The following is a 12,685-nucleotide window of genomic DNA, read 5'->3' on the forward strand; positions in this document are numbered from 1 at the left end:
AGAGGCTCCCCTTTTTTTACCCCGCCGCCAGCAAGGCAACTCTGGCGGAGATGCCCTTGCCTTGCCGATTTTTTCTGTCGACGACCCTTGCACCGAGAACTGCATCCTGATTTGACTGCTGGCGTCAGGACGCCAGGCGCCCCACGCCTGACACGAGCCGGCGATAGCTCTTTCCCATCAACCGGAGACTTCCATGAAATTCATGACCACCGCGGCAATGACCGCACTGATCCTCAGTGCAGGCCATGCCATCGCCCAGCAAGGCGTCACCAAAACCGAAATCACCCTCGGATCCATCCAGGACCTGTCCGGCCCGCTGGCCGGCTTCGGCAAGCAGATCCGCATGGGAATGACGCTGCGCGTGGAAGAACTCAACGAGCAAGGCGGCGTCAACGGCCGCAAGATCAAGATGCTGATTGAGGACTCCGGCTATGACCCCAAAAAGGCCATCCTGGCTGCGCAGAAGCTCGTCAACCAGGACAAGATCTTCATGATGGTCGGCCACCTCGGCACGGCGCAGAACCTTGCGGCCATGCCGGTGCAGTTCGAGAAAAACGTCATCAACTTCTTCCCGATCACCGCTGCACGCGAAATGTACGAACCGCTGGACAGGCTTAAATACGCCTTTGCGGCAACCTACTACGACCAGATCCGAATCGCAACGCCCAAGTTGATGAAGGACCGGAACATCAAGACCGCCTGCATCATTTACCAGGACGACGATTTCGGGCAGGAGGTGCTGCGTGGCGCCGAAGCGGGGCTCAAAACCATAGGCGCGAGCTTTGCCGAGAAAACTTCTTACAAGCGTGGCGCAACAGATTTCTCGTCCCAGGTCGCCAAAATGAAGGCCTCGGGTTGCGAAATGGTTGTGCTGGGCACGATCATCCGCGAAACCATAGGCACCATCGGCGAGTCGCGCAAGACCGGGTTCAACCCCGTCTTTCTGGCTTCCAGTGCGGCTTACACCGACCTGATCCACAAACTCGGCGGCAAGGCCATGGACGGCCTGTTTGCCACCATGACATCGCAACACCCCTACCTGGACGCCGCGGAGCAGCCTGTCCGCTTTTGGGCCAACAAGTACAAGACCCGCTTCAATGACGAGCCGACCGTCTTCTCTGTTTATGGCTATGCCGCCATCGACGCCTTCATCCGCGGCGCGCAGAAGGCCGGCACCGATCTCTCGACAGACAGCTTCATCAAGGCCATGGACACCATGGTGGTGCCGCGCGACATGTTCGGCACGGCAGAGGCCAGCTTCAGTCCGACCAAACGCCTGGGCAACAACTTCTCGCGGCTTTCCCAGCTGCAGGAGGGCCGCTGGAAAGTGGTGTCCGAGTACGTGGCCTTCAACGGCCTGCGCCCTGTGCAGCAGAAGAACGGGACCTGGAAAATCAGCGCCGACCAGTTCAAGGAGTAAAGGCTTGTCGGGTCGCCAGTGGTCGTATCAGGTGCAACCCTGATAGTGACCTCGGCAAAAGCCGCCTGCGGGCGGCTTTTGCCGTAGCAGCGGCGCCAACTCTGGCGCGTGTAAGTGAATACGCCAGCTTGACACCGCCGGGTGAAGGTTAAGAATACGTCGGTGCAGGTAAATTCGTTTTACAGGAGACATCAATGAAATTCAGATCCACTCTGGCCCTCGCCGTACTGGCGCTCGGTTCCGGCTACGCCATGGCCCAGCAAGGCGTGAGCAAAACCGAAATCACCCTGGGTTCCATCCAGGATTTGTCAGGGCCCATAGCGGGCTTTGGCAAGCAGGCGCGCCTGGGCATGCTGCTGCGTGTTGACGAGATCAACGAGCAGGGCGGCATCAACGGCCGCAAGCTCAAACTCATTGTGGAAGACTCGGCCTACGACCCCAAAAAAGCCGTTCTGGCCGCGCAGAAGCTGGTCAACCAGGACAAGATTTTCATGATGGTGGGCCACATCGGCACGGCGCAGAATCTGGCCGCCATGCCGGTGCAGTTTGACAAGAACGTGATCAACTTCTTCCCGATCACCGCAGCGCGCGAAATGTACGAGCCCTTCCACAAGCTCAAATATTCGTTTGCCGCCACCTACTACGACCAGATGCGCAATGCCGCGCCCAAACTGGCGAAGGAAAAGGGCGCCAAAAAGGTCTGCACGATGTACCAGGACGACGAGTTCGGCCTGGAGGTGATGCGGGGCGCGGAAGCCGGCCTCAAGACCATCGGCATGGAGTTCGCCGAGAAGACGTCCTACAAGCGCGGGGCGACCGATTTTTCGTCGCAGGTCGCCAAGATGAAAGCGGCCGGCTGCGAGATGGTCGTGCTCGGCACCATCATCCGTGAAACCATAGGCGCCATTGGTGAATCACGCAAAACCGGCTTCAGCCCGATCTTCCTGGGCTCCAGCGCCGCTTACACCGACCTGATCCACAAGCTGGGTGGCCCGGCCATGAATGGCCTCTACGCCACCATGACGGTGCAGAACCCCTACCTCGACGAAGCTTCGCAGCCCATCCGTTTCTGGGCCAACAAGTACAAGACCAAGTTCAATGAAGACCCTACCGTTTTCTCGGTCTATGGCTACAACATCATCGACACCTTTGCCAAGGCCGCCCAGAAAGCCGGTCCGAACCTGACGACGGACAGCTTCATCAAGGTCATGGACACCATGAGCATTCCGCCCGACATGTTCGGCAGCGCACCGGCCACCTTCTCGCCGACCAAACGTCTGGGCAGCGACGCCTCGCGCCTGTCGCAAATCACCGATGGCAAATGGAAAGTGGTCTCCGACTACATCAAGTAAGCGGACTGCCTCTTTCGTCAAAAGCCGCCTTCGGGCGGCTTTTTTTTGCTTCTTTCCGCCTGGTCCCCCGGCAGAACCGGCCGACCCGCCATTTTTTGGGGCGGCTGTGCATCCGTTTCGTACGGTCACGTCGTATGTTCCCAGCGCCCGTCCAGCGGGCACCAGGGCTACAGCCGGCCCTGCCCCCCATCCACTCATGAAAGGAAACTTTGCGATGAAAGACAGCCAGGGCCACGCCCTCTCCGGTGCCAACAGCGCCAGCCTGACCGCCTACCAGGCCGGACTCGACCAGTTCCGCTGCTTTGTCGGCGACCCGGTCGCCAGCGCGGACGCTGCGCTGCAGGCCAGCCCCGACATGACCATGGCCCACCTGCTCAAGGCCTGGTTGTACCTGCTGGGCACCGAACCCGCCGGTCCGGCCGTGGCACGCCAATGCTGCGACGCCGCCGCCCGGCTGCCCGCTAACGACCGCGAGCAGCGCCACCTGCACGCTGCCCGCCTGCTGGCCGAGGGCCGCTGGCAGGAGGCGGGCCGGGCGCTGGAGGACCTGAGCCTGCTCTACCCCCACGACCTGCTGGCGCTGCAGGCCGGGCATCAGGTCGACTTTTTCACCGGCGACGCGCGAATGTTGCGAGACCGCATCCTGCGCGCCGCGCCAGCCTGGGATCGTGGCAGGCCCGGCTACCACGCGCTGCTGAGCATGCAGGCCTTCGGACTGGAAGAAACCGGCAACTACCTGCAGGCGGAGGCCTGCGGCCGGCAGAGCGTGGAGCTGGAGCCGCACGACGGCTGGGGCTGGCATGCGGTGGCCCATGTGTACGAAATGACTTCCCAGCCGCACAAAGGCATCGCCTGGCTGGCGCCGAATGCGGCGACCTGGGCCGAAGGCAGCTTCTTCGCTGTCCACAACTGGTGGCACCTGGCCCTGTTCCAGCTCGGACTGGGCCACACCGGCGAGGTGCTGCGCCTGTATGACCAGGCCATTGGCGGCCCGGGCTCAAGCGTCATCCTCGACCTGATCGACCAGAGCGCGCTGCTCTGGCGCCTGCAGCTCCAGAGCGTGGACGTGGGTCAACGCTGGACCGCACTGGCAGACCGCTGGACGGCGGCCGCCGAGCCCGGAACATACGCCTTCAACGACATGCACGCGATGATGGCTCTGGCGGCCGACGGACGCCCCCAGGCCCAGCAGGCCCTGCTCAATGCCATGCAGGAGGCCAAGGCCAGCGGGGCGGACAACGCGCGCTTCACTGCCGATGCAGGTTACGCCGCCACACGCGCGATGCAGGCTTTCATCGATGGCGACCACGCCCTGTGCGCCGACCTGCTGCGCGGCATCCGAAGCCGCGCCCACCGCTTCGGTGGCAGCCACGCCCAGCGCGACCTGATCGACCTCACGCTGATGGAAGCGGCCCGCCGCTCCGGCAACCAGCCGCTGGCCGATGCCCTGGCCCATGAACGGGCGTACGTGCGTCCGCCCTCGGCCGCGCTGCGGGCCGCCGCCTGAACCACGCCCGCTCAGGAGACGATGTAAGCGCCCGCCCCCGTGGACAAGAGCTGGCCGTCAGCGCCGAGGAACTCCATGCGGGTGGACGCGACACGTGAACCCAGTCGCAGGACCTCGGCGCGCAGCTCGAAAAACTCACCGATGGCGGGACGCAGGTAGTCCACGCGCAAATCAATGGTGCCCAACTTCGAGAAGCGGTGCATGCGCTGGGCCGGGGTTTCATCCATGTGGCGTGCACCGATGGCCGCCATGATGGCCAGCCCCGCCATCGCATCGAGCCCCGCACTCACGACACCGCCATGGATGCGGTTGTAGGCATAGTGCCCCACCAGCGAAGGCTGCATGTCGATGCGGCCCACCACGCCTTCGGGACGGACTGACACCACCTTCAGGCCCAAAGCCTGGTTGAAGACAATTTTTTCTTCGAAAAGTGTTTTCAGGGCAGCGATGAACTCGGGCTCGAATTCGACGGTGCCGGCAGGCGATGCGGTGGTTCTGGTCATAGGCCCAATTGTCGTGCAGCGAGGTCCTTCATGATCTCTTCGGCGCCGCCGCCAATCATCATGACCTTGACCTCGCGGTAGATGCGTTCGCTTTTGGTGCCGCGCATGAAGCCCATGCCGCCCAGGATCTGCACCGCCTGGTCGGCGCAGAACTGCATGGTCTGCGTCGCATGGTTCTTCAGCATGCAGACATGGGCCACCCAGTCGGGGCCCTGGTCGCCGGCGTCGGCCCGGTCGGCCACCGCATCGACCCAGGCCTGGGTGGAGGCGATGCGCATCTGCATGTCCACCAGCTTGTGACGAATCACCTGCTTGTCGACCAGTGTGCTGCCGAAGGTCTTGCGCTGGCGCGCCCAGTCCAGCGCCTCGTCGTAACAGGCCTGGGCAAAACCCAGGGCCGCAACCGACATCGCCATGCGCTCGCCGTTGAAGTTGCCCATGATGATTCTGAAACCACCGCCCTCCTCGCCCAGCAGATGGCCGGCCGGCACCCGCACGCCTTCAAAACGCAGGTGCGCGGTGTCGGAGCACCACCAGCCCATCTTTTCGAGCCGGGTGCGCGACAGGCCCGGGCTGTCGCCGGGCACGAGGATCATGGAAATTCCGCTGGAACCCTTGCTGCCGGCGTCGCCGGTGCGGACCGCCACCGTGATGAAGTCGGCGCGCATGCCCGAGGTGATGAACACCTTCTCGCCGTCGATCACATAGTCGGCGCCGTCGCGCCGCGCCGTCGTGTGCAAGGCAGCCACATCGGAGCCGCCGCCGGGCTCGGTGATCGCCAGTGCCGCTATTTTCTCCCCACGCAGCACCGGTGGAATCACCGCCTGCTGCAGCGCCGCCGATCCATAAGCGAGCACCGGTGGCAGACCGATGTTGTGCGAGAACAGGCTGGCCAGCACACCGCCGCTGCCGCCGTGGCGGCACAGCGCCAGCGTCATCGCATTGCGCAGCCGCCAGGAGGCCGGGGTGCCGCCCAGGGCCTCGGGGTAACCCAGCGCCAACAGGCCCAGTTCGGCCGCCTGCTGGTACAGGGCACGTGGAAACTCGCCGGCTTCGTCCCACTGGCTGACCTGCGGCGCAATTTCGCGCTGGGCAAAACGCTTGACCGACTCAGCCAGGTCGGCCAGCGCGTCGAGATCGCCGGAGGAAGGGTTCATGTTTCAAACCTCAACAAGACCTGGCCTGGCGCGGTCTGCTGGCCGGGCTCCACGGCCATGGCTGCCACCACTGCATCGCGTGTCGCGCACACCGCATGTTCGAGTTTCATCGACTCGATCACCAGCAAGGTGTCGCCACGTTTGACCGATGCGCCGGCGCTCACCTTGACCGCGATCACCTTGCCATTGAAGGGCGCCCGGAGTTCCATCGCCTGGTTGCCCGAGGCGACCCCGGCCGCCGGTTCCAGACTCGCGTCCTTGAGCCAGACATCGGTCGCACCAACCTGCACATGCCAGCGCCCGTCGGCCACCCGGCAAGCCCGTGCCGTGCGGCTCAGGCCGTCCAGCGTGACCCGCATCTGGCCGGCCCCGGCAGGCACACAGGCGGCCGCGTGCTGCTGCGCCCCCGATGACACGTCCAGCCCGCCCGCGCCGGTTTCCGTCACGGTGAGGGCCAGCACCTGCTCGCCATGCAGCACCCGCAAGGCCTTGCCGAAGGGACAGGGCAAGGCCTGCGCAGCGCCGGCACTGCCCTGGAAAATCAGCGCGAGGGCGGCCGGCAACAAGACCTGCGTTTGCTGGTCCCGCAAGGTCTGGCGGATTTCGTCACCGTGTTCGGCCACAAAGGGAATCAGCGCCTGGCCGGCGCGGAACACCGGGTGCGCCAGGCACGCCGCCAGAAAAGCGCGGTTGGTCGGCAGGCCCAGCAGCTGCATGCCGGCCAGCGCGGCCACCAGGCCGTCCATGGCCTGCGCCCGCGTGGCCCCATGCACGATCAGCTTGCCGAGCATGGAGTCGTAAAACGGCGTGACCTCGCCACCGGCCTGCAGCGCATGGTCAAAACGTGCGTGCGCAGGCTCAACAAAGTGCTGCACCCGCCCGGCATGCGGCGAAAAATCATCGTCTTCGGCACACAGGCGTACCTCGATGGCGTGGCCGCGGAAAACCACGTCGTCCTGGCCCAGCGGCAAGGCTTCGCCCTGCGCCATGCGCAACTGCCACTCGACCAGGTCCAGGCCGGTCACCGCTTCGGTGACCGGGTGCTCGACCTGCAGCCGGGTATTCATCTCCATGAGGAAAAAATCACCGTTCTCGTCGAGCAGAAACTCCACCGTGCCGGCGCCCACATAACCGGCCGCCTGCGCCAGCGCCACCGCACAGCCGCCCATGCGTTCGCGCAACACAGGGTCCACCGCCGGGCTCGGCGATTCTTCAATCAGTTTCTGGTGACGCCGCTGCACCGAGCAGTCGCGCTCGCCCAGGTGAATGCACCGGCCATGCGCATCGGCAAACACCTGCACCTCGACATGACGCGGGCGCAGGAGCGCGCGTTCGAGCAGCAACTCCTCACTGCCAAACGACGACAGCGCTTCGGAGCGCGCGCTGTGCAGGGCCGCCTGCAACATGGACGGCGCCAGCACCAGACGCATGCCGCGACCGCCGCCGCCTGCCGCGGCCTTCACCATCAGCGGGTAACCCAGCTTGTCCGCCTCGGCCGTCAAACGCTGGTCGGACTGGTCCTGGCCCTGGTAGCCGCTCAGGCAGGGCACGTTGTGCTGCAGCGCCAGGTTCTTGGCGCTGGCCTTGTTGCCCAGCGCGCGAATCGCGGCCGGTGGCGGACCGACCCAGGTCAGGCCGGCGTCGAACACCGCCTGCGCGAACTCCGCGTTCTCGCTCAGGAAACCGTAGCCGGGATGCACCGCGTCCGCGCCGGCCGTCTTCGCGGCGGCCAGCAGCTTGTCGATACGCAAATAGGAGTCGGCCGACAGTGTGCCGCCCAGCGCCACCGCACTGCCCGCCTCCTGCACATGCAGGGCCTGCGCATCGGCGTCGGAATAGACGGCCACGGTGGCGATACCCATGCGGTGCGCGGTGCGGATGATGCGGCGCGCGATTTCGCCGCGGTTGGCAATCAAGAGGCGGCGAATGGTCATGGCAGTCATGCGGCCCACCCGGGTTTGCGTTTTTGCGCAAAGGCCGCCAGGCCTTCGGCGGCCTCGGGGCTGCGCAGGTTTGCTGCAAATTTGATAGCTGCTTGCGCAGGAAGATCGGGGGCTGGAGCCTGATTCAGCATACAAAGCAGCGCCTTGGTATGGGCCACGGCCCCCGGGGCCGCCCGGCGCAGCGCGCTGATGCGACCGGCGACGGCGGCCGGCAGATCGTCAGCGACCTCGTCCACCAGACCTTGTGCCAGGGCTTGCTGTGCGGAAAGTTTTTCTCCGGACAGCATCAGCTGCCGCGCCAGCCGGTCCCCCAGGCGCCGGTGTACAACAGGCGCAATCTGCGCCGGCACCACACCCAGCGTGACCTCGGGCGTGGCAAACACGGCGCGCGGACTGGCCAGCACGAAGTCACCGCAGCACACCAGCCCCAGGCCGCCGCCCATGGCCGGTCCATCCACCGCCACCAGCAGTATCTGCGGCAGCGCGCACAGGGCCTGCAACACATGGCCAAAGCCGGCGTTCATGGCCAGCAGCGGGTCGGTCTGCCCGGCTGGCAAGGCCTGCCCGATCGCCTGGGCAAAACCGCCCAGGCTGCCACCGGCGCAAAACGCGCCGGCGCTGCCCTGCAACACGACAAAACGCAAGGCCCTGTCCTGCGCGGCGCGTGCGCAGGCTTGTGCCAGCGCGCTCACCACCTCGTCGGTCAGTGCGTTGCGCGTGACCGGATCGTGCAGGGTCCAGTGTTCGGCTTCACCGGCGCGGGTGATCTGCAGCTTGTCGCTCATGGCCGTGCTCATCCTCAGGCAGCGGGTTTTTTGCTGCTTTTGGACAGGCCCATGTACTTGGCGATGATGCCCATCATGACTTCGTCGGCTCCACCGCCTATCGAAGCCAGCCGGCCGTCGCGGAACATGCGCGCCACCTTGTTTTCCCAGGTGAAACCCATGCCACCCCAGAACTGCAGACAGGTGTCAGGCACCAGGCGGTTCAGCCGCCCGGCCTTGAGCTTGGCCATGGAGGCCAGCTCGGTCACGTCCTGGCCCTGCACGTAGAGCTCGCAGGCACGGTAGGTCATGGCGCGCAGGCTCTCGACCTCGGTTTTCATCTCGGCCAGCTTGAACTGCACCCATTGCTGGTCGGCCAGCGTCGCACCGAAGAGTTTGCGCTCGTGCGCCCACTCCACCGTCCAGTCTATGCAATTGGTGAGCGACTGGATGCAGCTGGCCGCGCACCAGAGCCGCTCTTCCTGGAACTGCATCATCTGGTACATGAAGCCCGAGCCTTCCGCGCCTATCAGGTAGCGCTGCGGCACGCGCACCTCGTCGAAATAAATCAGGCCGGTGTCGCTGGCGTTCATGCCGATCTTCTTGATCTTCTTGCCGACCTCGATGCCCTGGCGCAGCTTTCCGTTCTCGCGCATGGGCACCATCACCAGGCTTTTGTTCTTGTGCTGCGGGCCGTCGCCGGTGTTGACCAGCATGCACATCCAGTCGGATTGCAGGCTGTTGGTGATCCACATCTTCTGGCCGCTGATCACATAGTCGCCGCCGTCCTTGCGGGCATGGCTCTTGATGGACGCGACGTCGCTGCCGGCGCCCGGTTCGCTCACGCCTATGCAACCGACCGTGTCGCCGGCAATCGCCGGGGCGAGGAACTCGCGCTTGAGCTCATCGCTGCCGAAACGTGCCAGCGCGGGGGTGCACATGTCGGTCTGCACACCAATCGCCATCGGGATGCCACCGCAGTCGATATGGCCCAGCGCCTCGGCCATGGCGACGCCGTAGGAGTAGTCGAGCCCAGCGCCGCCGTATTCCTCGGGCTTGGTCAGACCAAGCATGCCCAGCTTGCCGAGTTTCTTGAAGACCTCATGGGCCGGGAAAATTTCAGCCGCTTCCCATTCCTCCACATGCGGGTTGATCTCGGCATCAATGAAGCGCTTGAGGGTCTTCTGGATTTCAAGGTGTTCGTGGGTGTATTGCATTTTTGTCTCCTTGGGATTCGGTTCACATGCGCGCCACGCCGAACTGCATGGGCCGCAATTGCCGGGTGTCGGCCTCGGCACACATGGCCAGGCACTGCGCCAGCACGGCGCGGGTATCGCGCGGATCGATCACACCGTCATCGAGCAGCAGGCCCGAGGTGTAGAAGGCGTCGGCCTGCGCCTCGAACACGGCGACGATCTTGTCGAACTGGGCCTGCGACTGGGCCGCATCCACAGCGATGCCCTTGCGCAGCATCGCGGCCTCCGTCACGATCTGCATGGTGCGCGCCGCCTGCTCGCCGCCCATGACCGCCGTTTTGGCACTGGGCCAGCTGAACAGGAAACGCGGCGCATAACCCCGGCCGCACATGCCGTAGTTGCCGGCGCCAAACGAGGCGCCGCACTGGATGGTGATTTGCGGCACGGTGGCGTTGGTGACGGCCTGGATCATCTTGGAGCCGTGTTTGATCATGCCGCCCTGCTCGGCGTCCTTGCCGACCATGTAGCCGGTGGTGTTCTGCAGGTAGACGATGGGGTGGCCGAGCTGGCACATCAGCTGGATGAAATGGGTGGCCTTGTTGGCGCCCGCTACGTCGATGGGGCCGTTGTTGCTGATGATGCCGACCGCGCGGCCGTCGATCGCCGCCTGCACACAGACCGTGGCGGCGCCGTAGAGGGCCTTGAAGGGCAGGAAGTCCGAGCCATCGACCAGCCGCGCAATCACTTCATGCATGTCCACCGGCTGGCGCAGATCGCCGGCCATCAGCCCGAGCAGCTCCTCGGCCGGGTACAGCGGCTCGATTGCTACTGAATTCATAGCTGCTTGCGCACGTCCTGCATGGACTGGAGGCCGATTTGACCATTCAGTCCGGGCCACCACCTGGCGCGCCAGGCCCAACGCCTGGCGGTCGTCTTCGGCCAGCTGTTCACCCAGACCCGACACACTGGTGTGCATCTCAGCGCCGCCGAGCTCCTCTTCGGTGGCGACCTCGCCGGTGGCCGCCATCAGCAGCGGCGGGCCGGCCAGAAAGGCGCGCGAACGCTTGCGCACCATGATCACCACATCACTGAGCCCCGGCATGTAGGCCCCGCCCGCCGTACCGGAGCCGTGCTGCACGGTGACGACCGGAATACCCGCCGCCGACAGGCGCGCGAGGTTGCGGAACAGCGAGCCGCCGTGCACAAAACCCTCGACGCGGTAACGCATCAGGTTGGCGCCGGCGCTCTCCACCAGGTGAATGAAAGGCAGCTTGTTCTGCAGCGCGATCTCCTGCACACGCAGGATTTTCTCCAGCCCCATGGCCTGGATCGCGCCGGCCTCGATGCCCGAGTCGCTGGCCACCACCATGCAGCGCGCGCCCTCGATGAACCCGATGCCCGCCACGATGCCGCCTCCGGGCACCGACAGCACCGGGTCCTTGTGGTCCTGCATGAACCCCGCCAGTGAACACAAAGGCAGCCAGGGTGTGCCCGGGTCCAGCAACAGGCCCACCCGTTCACGCGGCAACAACTGACCGCGTTTGTCGAACACTGGTTTCGATTTGGCGGAAGCCTGTGCGGCACGGGCCTCCAGCGCACGCAGAGCTGCAATGCGTGCGAGCATGGCTTCGCGCCGCTGCACGGCCACGCTGCCCTGCGCATTCCAGGCCGACTGGAAAACCGTCATGGCTGGAACACCTTGGGCGTTGTCGCCAGATGAAACCCGTCAAACGGCTTGACGGCATCGCGCTGCTGCGCCTCGGCATCGGGCAGGCGCATGGGCCAGCCCATGCGCACTTGCGGCCGCGCGCCGTCCACCCGCAACACGGTGCCGCTGATGAAACTGGCCGCCGGGCTCAGCAAAAAAACAATGGCGGCCGAGGTTTCCGCCTCGGTGCCAAAGCGGCCCAGCGGCACGGTGTTGCGCATCTCGCGCAACATCTCCCCGGCCTCGGGCGGGTAGTGGTCCATGCCGCTCGAGGCGATGTAGCCCGGTGCCACCGCGTTGATGCGCACGCCGCTGTGGGCCCACTCGGCGGCCGCGGTTTCGGTGAAGCTGACCATGCCCGCCCGCGCCGCGCCGCTGTGGCCCATGGACGGCATGGAGCCCCAGATGTCGGCGACGATGTTGACGATGCTGCCGCCGTGATCCGCCATGGACTGCAGGTAACACTCGCGCGCCATCAGGAAACCGCCCGTCAGGTTGGTGTTGATGACCGCTTCCCAGCCCTTCGCGCTGATGCTTTCCAGCGGCGCGATGTATTGCCCGCCTGCGTTGTTGACCAGCGCGTCGATGCGGCCCTGCGCGATCACAATCGCCGCGACGGTGACCTTCACCGCCTCTTCCTGGCGGATGTCGCAGGGATGGAAACTGGCGCGGCCGCCGGCGGCCACAATCTCGCCGGCCACCTCGTGCAGCTTGTCGATCTTGCGGCCGATCAGCACGACATGCGCGCCCAGGGCTGCCAGCTCATGGGCCGTGCAGCGGCCGATGCCGGAGCCGCCGCCAGTGACGACCACCACCTTGCCGGCAAACAGGCCGGCGCTGAAGACGGATCGGTAAGTCATGGTCGGATCTTCCTTTTGGCGGGTGTGCGGGCGTCCCCGATGAACAGCGCCATGGCCGCGTCGGACAGCTCATCGAGCGAGGCGCCTTTTTTGGCGTCAAACCATTGCGCCGACCAGTTCAGCGCCCCGAAAATCAGCAGCCGCGCCAGCTTCACCGGCGCCTGCAGCCGGCCCTGGTCGCTCAGGGCCTGGAGCACCGGCGCCCAGACCGATTCGTAGTCGCCCTGCAGCCTGGCCAGCGAGGCGCGCTGCCTGGCCGGGCTGGAACGCGACTC

10 protein-coding genes and 1 pseudogene are annotated in these 12,685 nt (G+C 65.2%); 3 read left to right on the forward strand and 8 right to left on the reverse strand.

What is annotated here, in order from left to right:
* Positions 1–193: 193 nt before the first annotated feature.
* The 3 genes from AAG813_RS05160 to AAG813_RS05170 all read left to right on the forward strand — a co-directional run bounded on the left by AAG813_RS05160 (position 194) and on the right by AAG813_RS05170 (position 4,279).
* Positions 194–1,420 (forward strand): ABC transporter substrate-binding protein, encoded by a 1,227-nt coding sequence (locus tag AAG813_RS05160; protein ID WP_341912509.1) that lies wholly within the window; start codon positions 194–196, stop codon positions 1,418–1,420.
* 194 nt (positions 1,421–1,614) lie between these two features.
* On the forward strand, positions 1,615–2,772 hold the full coding sequence (locus AAG813_RS05165) for an ABC transporter substrate-binding protein (RefSeq protein ID WP_341912510.1): 1,158 nt from the start codon (positions 1,615–1,617) through the stop codon (positions 2,770–2,772).
* Between the two features lie 196 nt (positions 2,773–2,968).
* Complete coding sequence (locus AAG813_RS05170) at positions 2,969–4,279, forward strand: tetratricopeptide repeat protein (protein ID WP_341912512.1); 1,311 nt, start codon at positions 2,969–2,971, stop codon at positions 4,277–4,279.
* Between the two features lie 11 nt (positions 4,280–4,290).
* Here the strand turns inward: AAG813_RS05170 and AAG813_RS05175 are convergent, their stop codons facing one another.
* From AAG813_RS05175 to AAG813_RS05210, 8 genes and pseudogenes are all read right to left on the reverse strand, one after another.
* Positions 4,291–4,782 carry a thioesterase family protein gene (locus AAG813_RS05175; protein ID WP_341912514.1) on the reverse strand — a complete coding sequence of 164 codons (492 nt, stop codon included), beginning with the start codon at positions 4,780–4,782 and terminating at the stop codon, positions 4,291–4,293.
* The gene (locus AAG813_RS05180; protein ID WP_341912516.1) at positions 4,779–5,939 is read right to left on the reverse strand and encodes an acyl-CoA dehydrogenase family protein; all 1,161 of its coding nucleotides are present in this window, start codon (positions 5,937–5,939) and stop codon (positions 4,779–4,781) included. Before AAG813_RS05180 ends, AAG813_RS05175 begins: the two co-directional genes overlap by 4 nt.
* Complete coding sequence (locus AAG813_RS05185) at positions 5,936–7,882, reverse strand: biotin carboxylase N-terminal domain-containing protein (protein ID WP_341912518.1); 1,947 nt, start codon at positions 7,880–7,882, stop codon at positions 5,936–5,938. The genes AAG813_RS05180 and AAG813_RS05185 overlap by 4 nt, the downstream gene beginning before the upstream one ends.
* The gene (locus tag AAG813_RS05190; protein WP_341912520.1) at positions 7,879–8,667 is read right to left on the reverse strand and encodes an enoyl-CoA hydratase-related protein; all 789 of its coding nucleotides are present in this window, start codon (positions 8,665–8,667) and stop codon (positions 7,879–7,881) included. The genes AAG813_RS05185 and AAG813_RS05190 overlap by 4 nt, the downstream gene beginning before the upstream one ends.
* Positions 8,668–8,681: 14 nt before the next feature.
* Positions 8,682–9,863 carry an acyl-CoA dehydrogenase family protein gene (locus AAG813_RS05195; RefSeq protein ID WP_341912523.1) on the reverse strand — a complete coding sequence of 394 codons (1,182 nt, stop codon included), beginning with the start codon at positions 9,861–9,863 and terminating at the stop codon, positions 8,682–8,684.
* A 22-nt stretch (positions 9,864–9,885) separates the two neighbouring features.
* Entirely contained in the window at positions 9,886–11,529 is a 1,644-nt protein-coding gene (locus AAG813_RS05200; RefSeq protein ID WP_341912525.1) for a carboxyl transferase domain-containing protein, read from the reverse strand.
* Positions 11,526–12,410, reverse strand: coding sequence for an SDR family oxidoreductase (locus tag AAG813_RS05205; RefSeq protein ID WP_341912527.1), 885 nt, complete (start codon positions 12,408–12,410; stop codon positions 11,526–11,528). The genes AAG813_RS05200 and AAG813_RS05205 overlap by 4 nt, the downstream gene beginning before the upstream one ends.
* Positions 12,407–12,685: pseudogene (locus tag AAG813_RS05210) on the reverse strand (TetR/AcrR family transcriptional regulator); the annotation flags it as partial. The gene AAG813_RS05205 and the pseudogene AAG813_RS05210, both read right to left, overlap by 4 nt.

Origin of the sequence: Polaromonas sp. YR568 (genome assembly GCF_943371715.1) — a bacterium.
Classification (GTDB): domain Bacteria; phylum Pseudomonadota; class Gammaproteobacteria; order Burkholderiales; family Burkholderiaceae_C; genus Polaromonas.

Coding starts and splice junctions, on each gene's coding strand:
- AAG813_RS05165 (WP_341912510.1), top strand. CDS start 1,615: ATGAAATTCAGATCCACTCTGGCCCTCGCCGTACTGGCGCTCGGTTCC.
- AAG813_RS05200 (WP_341912525.1), bottom strand. CDS start 11,529: ATGACGGTTTTCCAGTCGGCCTGGAATGCGCAGGGCAGCGTGGCCGTG.
- AAG813_RS05185 (WP_341912518.1), bottom strand. CDS start 7,882: ATGACTGCCATGACCATTCGCCGCCTCTTGATTGCCAACCGCGGCGAA.
- AAG813_RS05195 (WP_341912523.1), bottom strand. CDS start 9,863: ATGCAATACACCCACGAACACCTTGAAATCCAGAAGACCCTCAAGCGC.
- AAG813_RS05190 (WP_341912520.1), bottom strand. CDS start 8,667: ATGAGCGACAAGCTGCAGATCACCCGCGCCGGTGAAGCCGAACACTGG.
- AAG813_RS05175 (WP_341912514.1), bottom strand. CDS start 4,782: ATGACCAGAACCACCGCATCGCCTGCCGGCACCGTCGAATTCGAGCCC.
- AAG813_RS05170 (WP_341912512.1), top strand. CDS start 2,969: ATGAAAGGAAACTTTGCGATGAAAGACAGCCAGGGCCACGCCCTCTCC.
- AAG813_RS05205 (WP_341912527.1), bottom strand. CDS start 12,410: ATGACTTACCGATCCGTCTTCAGCGCCGGCCTGTTTGCCGGCAAGGTG.
- AAG813_RS05160 (WP_341912509.1), top strand. CDS start 194: ATGAAATTCATGACCACCGCGGCAATGACCGCACTGATCCTCAGTGCA.
- AAG813_RS05180 (WP_341912516.1), bottom strand. CDS start 5,939: ATGAACCCTTCCTCCGGCGATCTCGACGCGCTGGCCGACCTGGCTGAG.